Source organism: Thalassotalea euphylliae (assembly GCF_003390375.1).
Classification (GTDB): Bacteria; Pseudomonadota; Gammaproteobacteria; order Enterobacterales; family Alteromonadaceae; genus Thalassotalea_F; species Thalassotalea_F euphylliae_A.
The window spans coordinates 64,303-81,193 of the sequence record NZ_QUOT01000002.1 but is presented as its reverse complement, the minus strand read 5'-3'; the positions used below and the strand labels follow the sequence as shown (position 1 = coordinate 81,193).

The window sequence follows — 16,891 nt, the reverse complement described above, 5'->3', positions numbered from 1 at the left end:
TTTAAAGAGAATATTAAAGAGTGTGTAAGGAATAAATTAATGACAACCGAAATTAAGGTTCCCGTTTTACCAGAATCAGTTGCCGACGCAACAGTTGCAATTTGGCACGTACAAGTAGGTGACAGTGTCACTCGTGATCAAGTACTGGTTGATATTGAAACAGATAAAGTAGTACTTGAAGTACCAGCAACTTCTGACGGTGTGATCACTGAAATTAAAGAAGTGGAAGGCGCAACGGTTTTAGGTGAACAGGTAATTGCTATCTTGGCAGCTGGTGCAGCAGCGGCAGCTCCAACAGCAGACGCAGCGCCAGCACAAGCAGCTACTGCTGCTTCAGGCAAAGTAATTGACATCGTAGTACCTGTACTACCTGAGTCAGTTGCTGATGCAACTGTAGCGACTTGGCATGTAGCTGAAGGTGAAGCAGTTTCACGTGACCAGCAATTAGTTGATATTGAAACGGACAAAGTTGTCTTAGAAGTTGTTGCTCAAGAAGACGGTGTGATTGGTAAAATCATCAACGCTGAAGGCGACACAGTATTAGGTCAGCAAAAAATTGGTGAACTAAACGCAGGTGCAACGGCATCAGCAGCACCAGCGGCGGCGCCAGCACAAGAAGAACAAGCATCAGGTGATGAAATTGCGTCACCATCAGTACGTCGTTTAATGACCGAAAAAGGCTTATCTGCGAGCGACGTGAAAGGCACTGGCAAAGGCGGTCGTATCACGAAAGAAGATGTTGAAGCAGCAGCTAACAAGCCTGCAGCAGCACCTGCAGCAAGTGCGGCAACGGCAGCTGCAACAGCTGGCGCGGCAGCAGCATTAGGTGAGCGTAGCCAAAAACGTGTGCCAATGACGCGTTTACGTAAAACTATCGCTAATCGCCTACTTGAAGCGAAGAACTCAACAGCAATGTTAACTACGTTTAACGAAGTTAACATGAAGCCAATTATGGACTTGCGTAAGCAGTACAAAGACGTATTCGAGAAAACACACGATACGCGCTTAGGCTTTATGTCGTTCTACGTGAAAGCAGTAACTGAAGCATTAAAACGCTTCCCAGCGGTTAACGCTTCAATTGACGGTGACGACATTGTTTACCACAACTTCTTCGATATCTCGATTGCCGTATCTACGCCTCGTGGCTTAGTAACGCCAGTACTTCGCGATGCTGATCAATTAAGCATGGCGGGTATTGAGAAAGGTATTAAAGACTTAGCAATCAAAGGTCGTGACGGTAAGTTAACGATGGATGATATGCAAGGTGGTAACTTCACTATCACTAACGGTGGTGTATTTGGTTCACTACTTTCAACGCCAATCATCAACCTGCCGCAAACAGCTATCTTAGGTATGCACAAAATCCAAGATCGCCCAATGGCGGTTGACGGTAAAGTTGAAATCTTACCTATGATGTACTTAGCACTTTCTTACGACCACCGTTTAATCGATGGTAAAGAGTCTGTAGGTTTCCTCGTAACGATTAAAGAATTACTAGAAGATCCAACACGCCTTTTATTGGACATATAAGTACTTGATATCTAAGTACCAGATATCAACTGTATAAAACGTAAAAGCCGCTTTTTAGCGGCTTTTTTGTGCCTGTTTTCTAGCTGTCGTAATTTATGGCGTTATTGATTTTGTTATACCGCTTATGAATTTAGGCTATGTGTCTGGGGTCTGCTGCTAGGCTGTAGTTTTAAGATATGCAGGTTATACGCGCAGTATTTTAAAGCGCTTTTCTAAAAACCAAGCAGCATAGAAAAAATAGGCTAGAGTTATAAGCACTGCTTGAATGTGTTGATCGGTTTATCTGCAATAGTGACCTTATTTGAGTGATTTTAGTGGCCGAATTTAGCGGTGATTTAGGTGAGTAAATTGTATCGCTATTAGGCGGCAGATTTGACCGTAAACTCAAATGAAAAGGGGGGTTTAATCCCTTTAGTTTTATCTATATAATCACGACACAATTATAATCGTTTAGTGCATTTGCTCAATGTCGTATTTTTTAGCAAACGTACTAATCTCCACTCAAATAGTAATTGGAAAAACACCATGAATTTGCATGAGTATCAAGCGAAACAACTATTCGCTGAATATGGTTTACCAGTTTCTGAAGGTTTCGCTTGCGATACACCTCAAGAAGCTGCCGAAGCTGCTGACAAAATTGGCGGCGATATGTGGGTTGTTAAGGCACAAGTTCACGCTGGTGGCCGTGGTAAAGCTGGCGGTGTTAAGCTAGTAAAAACCAAAGAAGAAATTAAAGAATTCGCACAACACTGGTTAGGTAAAAACTTAGTTACTTACCAAACAGACGCAAACGGTCAGCCAGTTGCTAAAATCTTAGTAGAAAGCTGCACAGACATCGCTAACGAATTATACCTTGGCGCTGTTGTAGACCGTGGTTCTCGCCGTGTTGTATTCATGGCATCAACTGAAGGCGGTGTAGACATCGAAACAGTTGCTGAAGAAACTCCACACTTAATTCACAAAGCGGCGATCGACCCATTAGTAGGTCCTCAAGCTTACCAAGCACGTGAATTAGGTTTCAAACTTGGCTTAAACCCAACTCAAATGAAGCAATTCGTTAAGATCTTCATGGGCTTAGGTAACATGTTTACTGATCACGATTTCGACTTATTAGAAATCAACCCGCTTGTAATCACTGAAGCTGGTAATCTTCACTGTCTAGACGGCAAAATCGGCGTTGACTCAAACGCTTTATACCGTCAGCCAAAAATCCGTGAAATGCACGATCCTTCACAAGAAGACGAGCGTGAAGCACACGCGGCACAGTGGGAACTTAACTACGTTGCACTAGACGGTAACGTTGGTTGTATGGTTAACGGTGCTGGCCTTGCAATGGGTACCATGGACATCGTAAACCTTCACGGTGGTAAGCCAGCTAACTTCCTAGATGTTGGTGGCGGCGCGACTAAAGAACGTGTAGCAGAAGCATTCAAAATCATCCTTTCAGATGACAACGTATCTGCAGTACTAGTAAACATTTTCGGTGGTATCGTTCGTTGTGACATGATCGCTGAAGGTATCATCGGTGCTGTTAAAGAAGTAGGCGTAAACGTTCCTGTTGTTGTTCGTTTAGAAGGTACTAACGCTGAAGCTGGTCGTGAAGTGCTAGCTAACTCAGATGTTGACGTAATCGCTGCTGAATCACTAAAAGACGCTGCTGAGAAAGTAGTAGCTGCTGCGGAGGGCAAATAATGTCTGTATTAATTAACAAAGATACTAAAGTTATCTGTCAAGGTTTCACTGGTGGTCAAGGTACTTTCCACTCAGAGCAAGCTATCGCATACGGTACGCAAATGGTTGGTGGTGTATCACCAGGTAAAGGCGGCCAAGAGCACTTAGGTCTACCAGTATTCAACACAGTACGTGAAGCAGTAGAAGCAACTGGCGCAACAGCAACAGTTATCTACGTACCAGCACCATTCTGTAAAGATGCAATCTTAGAAGCTATCGATGCAGGTATCGAGTTAATCGTTACGATTACTGAAGGTATCCCAACGTTAGACATGCTTGACGTTAAAGTTAAGCTTGAAGAAACTGGCGTTCGCATGATTGGTCCTAACTGTCCAGGTGTTATCACGCCGGGCGAATCTAAGATCGGTATCATGCCAGGTCACATCCACAAGCCAGGTAAAGTAGGTATCGTATCTCGTTCAGGTACATTAACTTACGAAGCCGTTAAGCAAACTACTGATGCTGGTTTCGGTCAGTCTTCATGTGTTGGTATCGGTGGTGACCCAATCCCAGGTACTAACTTCATCGATGTGCTAGAAATGTTCGAAAACGACCCGCAAACTGAAGCAATCGTAATGATTGGTGAAATTGGTGGTACGGCTGAAGAAGAAGCTGCTGAGTACATCAAAGCAAACGTTACTAAGCCTGTAGTATCTTACATCGCTGGTGTTACTGCACCTGCTGGTAAGCGTATGGGTCACGCTGGCGCGATTATCGCTGGTGGTAAAGGTACAGCTGACGATAAATTCAAGGCTCTTGAAGCGGCTGGTGTTAAAACCGTTCGTTCATTAGCTGATATCGGTACAGCACTTAAAGAAAAGACTGGCTGGTAAGCACTTAGCTTAAAAGCTTGTTAAAAAGGTCGCTTAGGCGACCTTTTTTGTGTCTGTTATTTGTGTGTATTGTAAGCGCTGGCGACTGGTACAAGTCAACTCAGAATATTGTTGATTGCTGGTGTTAAAGAACTTTCGCTCCCTAGCTAATACCGGCGTAGCGTTAAAAGAAAAGCTGACATGGTAATTAACTTACTTTTAAACTAACTTGAAAAACAACTGAAGGCGTTTTTAATATTTACTTTATATATCGGTAATATTTCATATACACCCTCAAATTTTTTTCATTTTCCGATGGTAAACTCACGCATTTTTTCGATGTGAGTTAGAGCTAAATTTTTACATCACTCCGAAAAAAACATCTTGTCTTGAGTTTTTTATATGGTGTTTTGTTAAGAAATTTGGCTGTGTATGCCTTATCTAGAGCTAGAATAGAAAGCTACTAAAACGCAGTAATACTTACCTAGTTATAAAGATTTAACAGCATGAGAGCCAGAGAGTAACAGCTTTCACCTGCATCCATGCAGGCGATACATGAATCGGTTTATTTATTTCAGGCGTTTGTTAAGCAGAGTAGTGCTTCGTTTAGTTTTAGTGATGAATTTCTATGCACTAAGATTTCTTTTAGTAAAACCAATAAGCCTTGAATTCAACACCAATCCCTTGTCAGCGATTCAAATAAAATTTAGGTGGTTCTACCATTATCAGCATTGATGCTGACAACTGACGTTGTGACAGGGATGTCGCATTGTCAGGTATAGTTTAATCACCTAAATTTTATTTGTTGTTTTCGCTGTTTGGGAGCTGCGGCCACTGCCGCAATAGAATCGAAAAGTTTAACTATTCGATAAAGCCTTTTGACTGCTCAAATATACCAGCTCAAGAAATTTAGCTAGGTATTTCTGAAGAGTAACCCTTTAACTCAATATTGAGTTAAAGGGGGAGTGTTGCCTTTATTGTGGTGCGTTAGCGAGATCTTCGCGTAAGTTTCTCGAAGCAAAATAGAAGTGGCAAATAGACCAAAAGCTGATTATTGGTAAGAGATATAACATGGCTAAGCCAAGTGATTTGTCACCGTGTGTTGCTGATAAAACATCACTTAAGAAACCAATTGATGATGGCCCGAGGCCAAGGCCGATAATATTGATGATTAAGAAAAATATCGCCGATGACACCGCGCGCATTCGCAGGCCAACTAAACTGTGGATGGTTGCGACAACAACACCTAAGTAAATGTTACCGACAAAAGCGGGTAAAATTAGGCTGATAAGTGCAATATTTTTATCGGTAGCGATACAAAATGAAATTAAAAATGGCAATGCCGTTAACGAGGCCAAACCTGGCAACCATGCGTACCAGCGTTGATCTTTCTTGGCAAGTTTATCTGCCAGTACGCCACCACTAAAGACTCCAATAGCACCGCCAACCCCGACAATTAGTGCCAACCAAATGCCAAGTTCAGTGGTCGGCATATTGTAATTTCTGATCAGTAGTGACGCTGACCAGCTCGCTAAGCTGTAACTGACAAATGCGGTAAGGGCTGACGCTAGCGCAATATGTCGAAATGACATACGGCTAAACAGCAAGCTGATTACTTGCTTAAAGGTTGGCGCTTGTTCGGTTGAGGTGCGGTTTTCGCTCAAGCCTCTAATGGGTTCTTTAAGGGTCATACGCACTATGATGGCAAGTAAAATACCCGGTGCGCCAACCGCAATAAAAGCAACGCGCCAACCGTACAATTCGTTAAGCCAACCGCCGAGCAAAAAGCCAAATAACACACCAATATTCGCGCCTGTTGCATAAAAGCCTAATGCGCCCGCTCTGGCATGAGGTGGAAAAATATCTGAGATAATGGAATGTGAGGGAGGACTACAGCCCGCTTCACCAACACCCACACCTATACGGGCGAGTAGCAGGTGAACAAAGTTTTGAACAAAGCCACTGACAGCGGTCATTAAACTCCAGACAAATGTGGCCAGTGAAATAATATTACGGCGATTGCCGCTATCGGCCCACTTGGCAATTGGAATGCCAGCGAGTACGTAAAAAAGTGCAAACGAGAAGCCTGTTAGTAATCCTAGTTGCGTATCAGAGAGACCAAGATCGGCTTTTACGCCTTCTTGCAAAATAGACAGTAGTTGTCGGTCAATAAAGTTAAAACTGTAAACGACAGTGAGTAGGCCTAATGCGTAATATTTTTGTCCTTTGGTGGCGCAGCTCACTTCTTTGGTAGGCGCTTGTGCGCCCAGGTGCTGAGTATTCGTTTGCGTCATTGTTCCCTCTTCAGATGGTTATTATCATTATTTGGCGCGAATTTCATACTCAAACGAGAGCATTGATAAGTCAATAGTTTAGTTAGACAATTGTTTACAGCCTCATCGTTTTTTGGTGATAAGAAGAACTAAATGAGGTCAGCTTCAAATCAGTAATACTTAGCTGCCTTTCGTTCCGATTTTGTATTGTTTCTTGTTAGGAATGCTACCTTGCCAGAGTAATGAACGAGCAATAAATGGGATCAGAATCCTATCAGAAGTGGCTGATTTCCAGTGATACGAATTTAGCTGCGATCTTTAGTGACGAAAGGAGTAACGCAGAGAGTAGTTGTCTGAATTTGAAAGAGGGAACAATTGGATTTTCCCTCTTTTTTGAACTAGTGCAGCTGGCATTCCAACAAAGGTGTTACTGAGGAGAATTCTCCCACGGGTTTTTTGGGGGCGTATGTCCTTTATCAACTTTATTTCTTTGCTTATGCGGCTTTTTCTTATCGTTGAAGCGACCTTTTTCCTTTGGTGCTAGTCTAGGCACTGGCGCTTGGCCTGCAATTAACACTTTAGGCGATCTTGGCTTTTGATGAGCAGGGATTATCCTGTCTCTTGGCGGGATTTCAAATTGATCATCTGGTGCTTTGGGTAGGTTTTTAAATTCGTATAAATAGAAACGTTCTATTTTTTCTCGTGCCCATTCGGTCTTTTTAAAAAACTTAACACTAGACTCCATACTAGGGTTGTTTTTAAAACAATTAATTCGCGTATATTCGGCCAATATTTCCCACCCGTAGTGAGATATTAACTCTTCTAATAATGTTTCGAGTTTTAAACCATGCAATGGATTATTTTCGTAAATTGACTGTTCGCTCATGAAAGTGACTAATTGATAAAAACTAAGGCTATTATAACGGTTAATCACTTCATTCAAAAAACAGAATTCAGTAAAAGAAGTAAATAACGTTAGAGAGGAATTAAGGGCGTTGGTTTGCGGTGCATATAAAAAATCCGCAGCTGGTTGAAGCTGCGGATTCTTAATCATTAATCAGAGAGGTAGATAGATTGCTTACTTTTCTGCAGCTTTAGCTTTTGCTTTTTCCCAGCTTACATCGGCATTTTCAATGTAGTATGCCGTGTCTTCTAACCAGATATCGCGAACTTTTGGCGTGTTGTTTAGGTATAACTTACCGTCAACTAGGCTAAAGGCTTCTGGGTCTGAATCAATGATAAAACCATTTGATAAGCCGTATGCACAGTATCCGCCGTATTGTGGCGCGTATTTTACTGGGTCAGCGTCAAATTTCGCTTTATTTTCAGCAGATGCAAAACGCCATACTGATTCGTTGTAAAGTGAAGTAAATTGCTCGTTACCTTTTACCGCTTTTTCTTCGGTGTGATAAGCAACAACGTCGTAACCACCAATTGCTGCGCCTTCAAGAGTTAGCACTGGTGTTGATGGTACAGTTGCACAAGCAGTTAACAACAAAGCAAATAATACGGGTATTACTGATACAAGTTTACGCATAAGAATTCCTTTAAAATGTAGTTACTTAATCCTAGACCTTAAAATTCAAAAAACCTATTCAAGAATATTTATTTGTTTTGCTCATATTGGCAATTTAGTTGTTGATTGTTTGCGAGTTCAGCGTAGGTTGCAGGTGTTTTTATTTATAACAAACCTTCTATCTTGCTTTGCTTAGTTGGCTTTGCTTAACTTACTTGCCTATGCGGCTTATGCTTTGCTGTTTTTATGTGATCAATCAAGTAAAATAGCAGTGAATTACGATTCTCAAAAGGCCAGCTATGAAGCGCGTTGTTCTTTATATTTCAGATAAATGCCCACATTGTCGTGAAGCACAAAAATACTTAGATGATAACGGCATTAAATATCGATTAACGAATGCGAAAATGCAGCGGGGGAGAAAAGAGTTGGATGCTATTGGCGCACGCTCTGTCCCTGTGCTCAAAATTGGTAATGAGGTGATGATAGGTTGGAATCTCAAGAACTTTAAAAAGCTCTATGGCGCTGGGTAATTGATAAAGCTAGGAATATATTATCAATCACGTTAATTCACCGACAATTAGCTGTTAAGGCGAGCAGTGTTGTAGCGCTAATAGAAACGGAAAAAGAAAAGAGACGTCAAAGAAACATAAAAAGGGAAGCAAACGCTTCCCTTTTTATGTTTCTTTGATGCTTATTTTAAGCTCTGTAGCGCTGTACTAAAAGCACAGCGCATTGCAGGCTTATCGCTAACCTGAACTCGGTTAACTACTTTGCAGCTTTGAGCTTTTTAATCATCACCTCTTGTTCCTCTTGCGTGTCTTTCTTGTATTTCTCAAACCACGCCAATGTATGCTCAATTTTAGCGATCATGCGCGATGGCTTACCAGCGATACCGTGCGGTGAACCTGGTACTTTCACTAAAACTGTATCTACCATACGTAGTTTTAATGCTTGGTAGAATTGTTCGGTTTCTGCCATTGGTGTGCGCAGATCTTCTTCGCCAGTGATCAACATGGTTGGGGTGGTGACATTACCTACCAACGACATTGGCGAGCGTTGCCAATAGTGCTCTACATGCTCCCAAGGCATACCAGGGAATTGGGTTGGAATTTGCAGTAGACCACTGTCAGCGGTTAGCACTTTACTCAGCCAGTTAATAACAGGTTTAGCGACTAGGGCAGCATTAAATCGGTCAGTTAAACCAATCGCATAGGCAGCGGCAATACCGCCTGCTGAGCCACCGGCGATAAACAGGTTTTGATCATCAACAAAGCCTAAATCAATCATGGCATCAACACCTGAGTTGTGATCGGCAAAGTCTTCTTTTGAACTGTATTTGTATTTGAGCAACATGGCAAAGCGCTCACCGTAAGAACTACTGCCGCGATGATTATCAAAAAACACGACATAGCCTTGTTCAGCAAAACGTTGCAGCTCTGCAGAGAAGTGAGGGCCATAGGCAAGGTGAGGGCCACCGTGTATTTCTACGATTAATGGATATTTTTTATTTGGGTCAAAATTTGGCGGGGTAATGTACCAGCCTTGAATCGGTTCACCATCAAATGACGATTTATAGTTAATTTCATGCACTTCACCTAAGGTTTTATGTGCTAGTAAATCTTCATTTAATTGCGTGATTTGGCTAACTTTCCCTTTTTTAGAAACTACCGCAACATCGGCAGGGCGCAGTGCGTTGCCGTGTGTAAACGCAATAGTACCTGAGCTGTTGGCATCAAATTCACCGCTGATATAAGGGCGACCTAAAGTTGTGCCTGTAACTGTATCGGTAAGGTCTTTTATTTTGCCTTTGGTGGTAATGGTGGCGATTTTTCGCTTACCAAAGTCATCATAACTAAAGGCTAATTGCGAAGCAGATAACCATTTAGGGTTTTGAATGGAACGGTCGAAATCTTCAGCGATAACTTTGCTTGATTTATTTGCCCAATCCATCACATTTAATTTGGCATTTCGATATGGGTTAAGCGCGTTTGAGGTGGATAAATAAGCGAGGCTCTTACCGTTATCTGAAAACTCAGGATTGAGCTCACGGCCAGGTGCACTGGTCAGTTGGCTAAGTTCACCGTCAGCAACATTGACCGCATATAAATCGCTTTCTAGGCGTTTATATTCCCAATCTTTGCTTCGGTTGGCGGAGAAAAGAATTTGCTTACCATCTTGGCTCCATTCAAGCTTGCCGCTGTGATGATAGTTACCACTGGTTAGTTGGCGAGGCGTGCCGCCATCAGCGGGGATCACAAAAATATGCTGGTAACCAGGCTCGACGAGTCCTCGGCCGTCAGCTTGGTAATAGGCTTGGTCGATAACTGTGACAGGTTTTGACCATTTCGCACCTTTTGGTTTTTTCGGCATTTTGACAAGTGAAGTGCGTTTGTCTTTCACCTTGTGGTGGTATGCGAACCATTGGCCGTCAGGTGACCAAGTTAAATTACTGATATTGCCTTGAATTTGGCTAACTAAAGCGGTGCGATTCTCTTCAAGATAGTGCACGTGTATTTGGCTAGAACCGGTTAAATTGCTGATAAAGGCAATGCGTTTGCCATCTGGCGACCAAAGGGGTGAAGAGTACTGTTTGTGATCAGAAAACAGCGGGGCTTGAGTTTTGCTATCAATATCAACCAACCACAAATTTCTGTTTTTGCCGTCGGTCATAATATCGTTTGAATTTCGAATATAGACCAGTTGCTCACCATCAGGTGATACTTGTATATTGCTGGCGTATTCCAATGAAAAGATATCTTCTGCGGTAAAGGTGTTAGCTGCTATCACCGCAGGGGAAGCTACCAAAGATAAGGCAATGGCAATTTTGCCTAGCTTGTTAACCATATTGTCACTCCAATCGTTTTTATTGTTTGCTTTGGCTGATTTGCTACGAGCTTAAATGCACTAAAAGCATTCGGTCAAATATGCCGATATTCCAGTTACTCTGCAACGAGAATACGTTAATTAGTCGACAAGTTTAGACGACTGGTATTGATTGCAAATTATGGTTGCAGCAAGGCCTAGACTAAGCTGACGTCAATAACTTGAATTCTGGCGTTTTACTTTTCGCGGTTAATTCTTTTACCGCTTTTTTAAACTCGCCACGTAGGTGAGATTTTAAATGCAAGGTTACCTGTTTTACCGGAATATCTTTTAACACCGCAAACATGGCCAAACAATACACCATTTCATTTTCGGGCAATGCCACTTCACGATTAGCGTACTTGTTGTAGCAACTGCCGCAGCCGCCTTTAAATTGATAGGCTGTGTTGGCAAACATCACACCAAAGCCTAAAAAGCTCGCGACTAAATCTATCGCTTGTGGCAGAAACCTTTCTCCACCGGGCGGGGTAAGGCCTTTTTGAGCTATTAAGATGGCAGCATATGCTTGAGCATATGAAGCCACCAAATCTTGTGGTTGATTAATTTGATTAGGGTTGTAGCTGACATAAATATTGTTATTCACATTTTCACTTGCGTTTTGGCTAAAGTCTTTGGTGAATACCTGTACTTTGTCACCGCGAATGGCGTCACCAAAGTGCAATTTCGGCATTTGTTGATACTGCGGGTTTTGCTGATAGGCCATTGGTGAAATTAACTTGATTGGCCAATTCTTCATACCAGCATAGGTGAGCGTTTTTTCAAATACTGACGCTGCCATTTCTTCAATACTGGATACCTTACCCGGATAAAAATCGCTGGTTGGCAATATTAGCTGGCTATTGTTTTTAAACTCTTGGGCGTCAAAATGGCTGAGTGCCCAATGGTAAGTATCGAGAATCCAGAGCGTCGTTGAGTCGTCTAGATAGGGTTTAGTTTGGAAAAGTGATAACAGCATAGGGTAACTTTGAAAATTCGCTTTTGAACTAGATAAATTAGCACTTTACTTTATATCACTCTAGCTAAGTTAATTTCATTGGGCTATGCGCAACCCATTGATTCGCCGCCGAGCAGTATAAAGTTAAGGTGGTTTGATTCATTAGACCGAGCAATTGGCTAAAGTATTCACAACTCTACTATTTCCCTAATTTATTAAGCGATATGTCTACCTTCAAAGCTAATAAAAAGACCTAACAATTGCAATCACGGCAGTAATTGCGCTTAACACCAGTATCCAGCGCTGCGCTAAATGCGCTTTGACAATGCCTTGGAATTTAGTGGAAGTATATAAACCTAGTGCAACACCGGGTGTCGCAATAGCAACGATTTTTAGTGTTTCAAAGGTTATTTCACCGATACTGGCAAGCGTAATAATCGCGACGAAATTTAAAAACAAGAAAAATGCTGTTAAGTTGGCGATAATATTTTTAATCGCGCCATGCTGGTAAAGCAGGGCGATTGGTGGGCCGCCCACAGCGGTTAGGGTGCCCATAAAGCCTGAAGTAAAGCCAGCAATAACATTGTTGCGTTTATTAACTTTAGGTTTAAAGCCGAGCAGTGAAATAAGCACTGCTGTTAAGATCAACAGCCCAAAGAACAATTCAAACTGATCTTTCGTGGCAATTTTCAATACTAACCCCGCCAGAACTGTGCCGACAAAGCCACCTTTCATTGCCCAAGACACTTGATCAAACTGTAAATGACTTTTGTCTCTTACCATCATCATAAGGGTGAGTACGGTAGAAATTAAAATCAGCGGTGCGGGTACGAGTGTTGGGCTGATTAAAAACAGTAAAGGTGCACAGAACATACCGACACCATAACCTATCAGTCCTTGCAGTAAGCTGCCAAAGAATACCACAAGGTTAATTAATAGTAGGGTTATTAGGTTATATTCCATCGAGCGTATGTTTTAGGTTAATGTTCAATTTTAGTAGCTGATTTGTGTGACTAAACCAACAGGGTTAGGCTGCGAGCTTTGCCTTGTGCAAACGCAGTATTAGCGTTTTGATTCGAGATGTCGTGACAGCCTCTTATTATATGCAATTTAACAATTTAATCTGTAATAGTGTGTGACTTGTGAGCACTTTTGTCTGTGAATTGCATTAGTGGCGAAATTATTAAGCGATATCGCCTGTCTAATGTTCCGCTTTTATGTATCTGTAAAATAAATCTATGCGGAAAAACCTTATGAGTTAGTGCTTTTGAAGGTACATTGAAAGCGCTAACAGGTATGATTTGAATAAATACCCAAAAAATTTATAATTTGCAACTCGTGTTCAAGTGCTGGTGTGTTCAATGGCAATTAAGTGCTGGACAGTCGTCATTTAAAAAGTGTGATGGATATTTAATGGATTATCCTTGTAGTTCTACTTTAAAAATTGTTGTTCCTTTGTTAATGGCATCGTCATTAACCTCTTTTCAATTGCATGCAAATACCCCGTCAGAAATGGCTGACATGAGTTTACAGCAGTTACTTTCGCTTACCATTGAAGATGCGGCTACTTTAAATAAACGTTGGCAGGCAAGTGTATTATATAAGCAAATGCGCTTAGATGGTTATATGACAGGTAGCACCGACCTGAGCAACGAAGAAGTATTGTTTCGTCCAGGTGAAGTTCGCACCGACAGTAACTACCCGATACTACCAACGGTGATTACGCAAGAAGCAGTGATTTCGCAGCTGGCTTATCGCATCGATGAAAATCAATCAATTGGTTTATCCATTCCACTCATCCGCCAAAGCACAGATCATATTAGTATTGTGCCCAACTACCCTGAATTTACGATTGATTCACAGGGGTTAGGTGATTTGGCAATTGATTATAAAGCGGTGTTATTCCGTGATTTAACGCGCAAAGTTACCTATTCAGTTGGTGCTTCACTACCCACAGGGTCGATTGATCAAAAAGGTGATACCCCAAGGGCTGCTGGCGACCAACAGCTCCCTTATACCATGCAGCTTGGCTCGGGTACTTGGGATTTTGTCGGTGGCTTGGGCTATCAACACACGCTTGGTGATTGGCGTTTGGGTGCAGACTTATTTGTAAAACTTAGAACGGGTAAGAACGATCGCGATTACCGTTTAGGTAATCGATTTGCGTTATCCACTTGGGCGCGCTTAACAATCAATGACAGCATTCAGCCGTTTGCCAAAGTCAGTTATCACGATTGGGGCAGCATTAATGGCCGTGATGATGAAATAACGGTACCAGGTCCTTTCCCTTATCCAGCCAATATTACGAATCCGAATAACTATGGTGGTCGCCAAGTGAATACGGCTGCTGGCGTAGAGTTTACGTTAGCAGATCATACAATTTCATTGGAATATAGTTTGCCCGTTTACCAATCGCTAAACGGTGTTCAGACCAAAGAAAAAGGCAATGCGGCAGTGCGTTGGCAAACTGAGTTTTAATTATCACTAATTTTATACGGCACAACGCTCGCTACTTCATGTTTCAGTTAATTACTCAACGCGTTCAAAACGTTAGGTTAGCAATACTCGCGTTAATTTTAGCGCTAGTACCACTGACGCATTCGAGTGCTAATGATGAAATTAGCACAAAATATCAGGTAATGGCTGGCTTCTTACTGCAATTACCTAGCTATGTGCAGTGGGCAGATAACTCTAGCGAAATTCACTTGTGCTTGGTCGGTGACGATATGTTTGGTGGCTTTATTGATCAAGTACTTGCCGCGAAAGTGGCAAAAGGCGCATCAACTAGCATACAAATTAATCGTATACCACAAGGCGAAAGCCTTGAGCGATGCCATCTTGCTTTTTTTAGTAGTTTGCCAAGTGCTGGATATCTGGCCACACAACAACGTGTATTGCTTGTTGGCCAACATGAAGACTTTATTGATGCTGGTGGAATGGTGAACTTCTATTTGGCACAAAGCAGGCTAAAATTTGAGATTAATTTAACCAAAGTGAAGCAGCAAGGGCTAGCAATGAGCTCTCAACTGTTAAAACTAGCGAAAATTACTGGACGATAAAGGAACGAGATTGTGTTGTCAGCTGTGCTAAACAAAATTCGACGTTTATCCATTCGCTATAAGTTGAGCCTTATGATGATGCTTATCAGCATGATTGTACTAACCAGTTCAACATTGTTTATTTACCGTCACGAAATTAAGCAGATAGAAGCGTCAGAAATTAGTACTGTGCAAATACAGGCGTCTTTGATTAGCGCTACGATTGAGTCTGCGCTTGCCTTTAACGACCTGCCGACCGTGCGAGATACCCTGCGGTTAATCAACAATAAGAACGGTATTGAATACGTCGCAGTATTGCTTGCTGACAATACTATGTTTGCCGAATCTGATAAAAATACCCAGCTAAAGCCAGCGACGCTTAACCTCAACAATAGCCCATTGATGATGGCAAACTACTTTGATGTGGTTGAGCCAGTAACACTTGAAGGTGAATTGCTTGGGCATGTGTATATTCGCGCCAATGTTGACAAAATTAACGATAAACGAGCCTATTATCAAAAGGTTATTCTGAGCGTTTTGCTCTTGAGTTTACTTTTAACCTACGTGCTTGCAAGGCTGTTACAGCGGATTATTACTGTGCCGTTGGCATCGATGGTGGAACACGTTGAACAAATAAGTGAGAAAAAAGATTATCAAGGGCGCCTTAGCTTAACTAGCCAAGATGAGTTTTCGACCTTAGCAAATGGTTTTAATCATATGCTTGATGTCGTGCAAGAGCGCGAAGATAAGCTTACTCAGCACAGCTCAAATTTGCAAAAACTAGTCGATGAGCGCACTAAGCAACTTTATCAACAAGCCAACTTCGACTCGCTCACACAACTACCTAATCGCCATTTATTGATGACACGCTTAGATGGTGCCATTAATAGGGCACAAAGTAATGGCCACCAGCTGGCGGTGCTATTTATGGACATCGATCGCTTCAAAATTATCAATGATAGTTTAGGGCACAATGTGGGCGATCAACTATTGCAGAAAATAGCCAGTCGATTGTCTCGATTAAGTGATTATAGTGGCCGAACTTCTGATGTGGTAGCAAGACTTGGTGGTGATGAATTTGTTTACTTAATCGAGCAACTCCCACATGAAGCGGAAGCAACTAACATTGCGCACTTGATTAATGATCTATTTTTGCAGCCAGTTAAGCTGCAAGACAGAGAATTGCATGTTAGTACGAGCGTTGGTATTGGTATCTACCCTGAACACGGTGAAGATAGCACTACGCTGCTGAAAAATGCTGACGCTAGTATGTATTATGCTAAAGCCAAAGGCCCGGGAAGCTATAGCGTTTACAGCAAAGAAATGAATATTTTGTCGTACAAGCGGCTTGAACTCGAAAATAATCTTCGCAATGCTGTAGCGAACAATGAGCTTTTCCTTGTATATCAGCCTCAGGTATCCCTGAGTAACAGCGGCTACCGAAAAGCCGAGGCTCTATTGCGTTGGCATAACCCTCAACTTGGCCGTGTTAGCCCTGCTGACTTTATTCCTGTTGCAGAAGAGATTGGCTACATTAACGAGTTGGGCAAATGGGTCATTGCCAGTGCCTGCCAACAGCTCAAAAAGTGGCAAGGGCAAGGGATAACGGATTTAGTAGTCGGTGTTAACATTTCTTCTAGCCATTTATTAGCACCCGATTTATACGACTTTATTCAAGCACAAGTGACCCAAGCTGGGATTGGTTACCATCAGCTTGAACTGGAAATTACCGAAGACGTGTTTTTAGACCATTCAACCACAACTATCACTCAGCTAAAGCGATTACAAGCGCTAGGTATTCGCATTGCCATAGACGACTTTGGTACTGGCTATTCTTCGCTACAGTATTTGAAAAACCTGCCCGTTGATACCTTAAAGCTCGATGGTATGTTTGTGAATGACTTAGAGGAAAACGAGTCAAGTCGCGGGATCGCGTGCTCTACTATTTTGCTTGCCCATAGTTTGAAGTTAAAACTGGTCGCTGAGTGTGTAGAAAACCAAGCACAACTAGATTTTCTCAACAAGCACGGTTGTGATTTTGTGCAAGGCTACTATTTGCATCGACCGCTAACCGCTCAGCAGCTTACCGAAACCTTCTTAGAAAAGTCTTTGCTAACCGAGGTCTAGTACTATTTCGTATGAACTGGCAGTGCATGGAAATTAATGCCTGTTAA

At 42.1% G+C, this 16,891-nt stretch carries 13 protein-coding genes; 7 read left to right on the top strand and 6 right to left on the bottom strand.

All coding sequences use genetic code 11. The features are described 5' to 3' along the window. Window positions 1-39: 39 nt before the first annotated feature. The 3 genes from odhB to sucD all read left to right on the top strand — a co-directional run bounded on the left by odhB (window position 40) and on the right by sucD (window position 4,094). On the top strand, window positions 40-1,530 hold the full coding sequence (gene odhB, locus DXX94_RS18910) for a 2-oxoglutarate dehydrogenase complex dihydrolipoyllysine-residue succinyltransferase (protein WP_116018761.1): 1,491 nt from the start codon (window positions 40-42) through the stop codon (window positions 1,528-1,530). Between the two features lie 525 nt (window positions 1,531-2,055). Next, the gene (gene sucC / locus DXX94_RS18905) at window positions 2,056-3,222 is read left to right on the top strand and encodes an ADP-forming succinate--CoA ligase subunit beta (protein ID WP_116000621.1); all 1,167 of its coding nucleotides are present in this window, start codon (window positions 2,056-2,058) and stop codon (window positions 3,220-3,222) included. Beyond that, complete coding sequence (gene sucD, locus DXX94_RS18900; RefSeq protein ID WP_116000620.1) at window positions 3,222-4,094, top strand: succinate--CoA ligase subunit alpha; 873 nt, start codon at window positions 3,222-3,224, stop codon at window positions 4,092-4,094. The genes sucC and sucD overlap by 1 nt, the downstream gene beginning before the upstream one ends. Window positions 4,095-5,047: 953 nt before the next feature. Here sucD and DXX94_RS18895 read toward each other — a convergent pair. The 3 genes from DXX94_RS18895 to DXX94_RS18885 form a co-directional block, all read right to left on the bottom strand. Further along, the gene (locus DXX94_RS18895; protein WP_116018759.1) at window positions 5,048-6,367 is read right to left on the bottom strand and encodes a spinster family MFS transporter; all 1,320 of its coding nucleotides are present in this window, start codon (window positions 6,365-6,367) and stop codon (window positions 5,048-5,050) included. 406 nt (window positions 6,368-6,773) lie between these two features. After that, entirely contained in the window at window positions 6,774-7,400 is a 627-nt protein-coding gene (locus tag DXX94_RS18890) for a VF530 family DNA-binding protein (protein ID WP_258872247.1), read from the bottom strand. Between the two features lie 24 nt (window positions 7,401-7,424). Next, window positions 7,425-7,883: a YHS domain-containing (seleno)protein gene (locus DXX94_RS18885; RefSeq protein WP_116000615.1), complete on the bottom strand. Its 459-nt coding sequence runs from the start codon at window positions 7,881-7,883 to the stop codon at window positions 7,425-7,427. Window positions 7,884-8,161: 278 nt separating this feature from the next. Between DXX94_RS18885 and DXX94_RS18880 the strand changes: the two genes are divergently transcribed. Further along, window positions 8,162-8,392 carry a glutaredoxin family protein gene (locus tag DXX94_RS18880; protein ID WP_116018757.1) on the top strand — a complete coding sequence of 77 codons (231 nt, stop codon included), beginning with the start codon at window positions 8,162-8,164 and terminating at the stop codon, window positions 8,390-8,392. Between the two features lie 235 nt (window positions 8,393-8,627). On the opposite strand, the gene DXX94_RS18875 is transcribed toward DXX94_RS18880, so the two are convergent. The 3 genes from DXX94_RS18875 to DXX94_RS18865 all read right to left on the bottom strand — a co-directional run bounded on the left by DXX94_RS18875 (window position 8,628) and on the right by DXX94_RS18865 (window position 12,642). Next, the gene (locus DXX94_RS18875) at window positions 8,628-10,706 is read right to left on the bottom strand and encodes a S9 family peptidase (protein ID WP_116018755.1); all 2,079 of its coding nucleotides are present in this window, start codon (window positions 10,704-10,706) and stop codon (window positions 8,628-8,630) included. A 181-nt stretch (window positions 10,707-10,887) separates the two neighbouring features. After that, window positions 10,888-11,697, bottom strand: a complete 810-nt coding sequence (locus DXX94_RS18870; RefSeq protein WP_116018813.1) for a hypothetical protein — start codon at window positions 11,695-11,697, stop codon at window positions 10,888-10,890. 222 nt (window positions 11,698-11,919) lie between these two features. Beyond that, on the bottom strand, window positions 11,920-12,642 hold the full coding sequence (locus tag DXX94_RS18865; RefSeq protein WP_116018753.1) for a sulfite exporter TauE/SafE family protein: 723 nt from the start codon (window positions 12,640-12,642) through the stop codon (window positions 11,920-11,922). 450 nt (window positions 12,643-13,092) lie between these two features. On the opposite strand from DXX94_RS18865, the gene DXX94_RS18860 reads away from it, so the two are divergent. The 3 genes from DXX94_RS18860 (at window position 13,093) to DXX94_RS18850 (ending at window position 16,844) form a co-directional block, all read left to right on the top strand. Beyond that, window positions 13,093-14,157 carry a transporter gene (locus DXX94_RS18860; protein WP_116018751.1) on the top strand — a complete coding sequence of 355 codons (1,065 nt, stop codon included), beginning with the start codon at window positions 13,093-13,095 and terminating at the stop codon, window positions 14,155-14,157. 38 nt (window positions 14,158-14,195) lie between these two features. Further along, window positions 14,196-14,738: a YfiR family protein gene (locus DXX94_RS18855; protein WP_116018749.1), complete on the top strand. Its 543-nt coding sequence runs from the start codon at window positions 14,196-14,198 to the stop codon at window positions 14,736-14,738. A 72-nt stretch (window positions 14,739-14,810) separates the two neighbouring features. Further along, window positions 14,811-16,844: an EAL domain-containing protein gene (locus DXX94_RS18850; protein ID WP_147302316.1), complete on the top strand. Its 2,034-nt coding sequence runs from the start codon at window positions 14,811-14,813 to the stop codon at window positions 16,842-16,844. Window positions 16,845-16,891 lie beyond the last annotated feature (47 nt).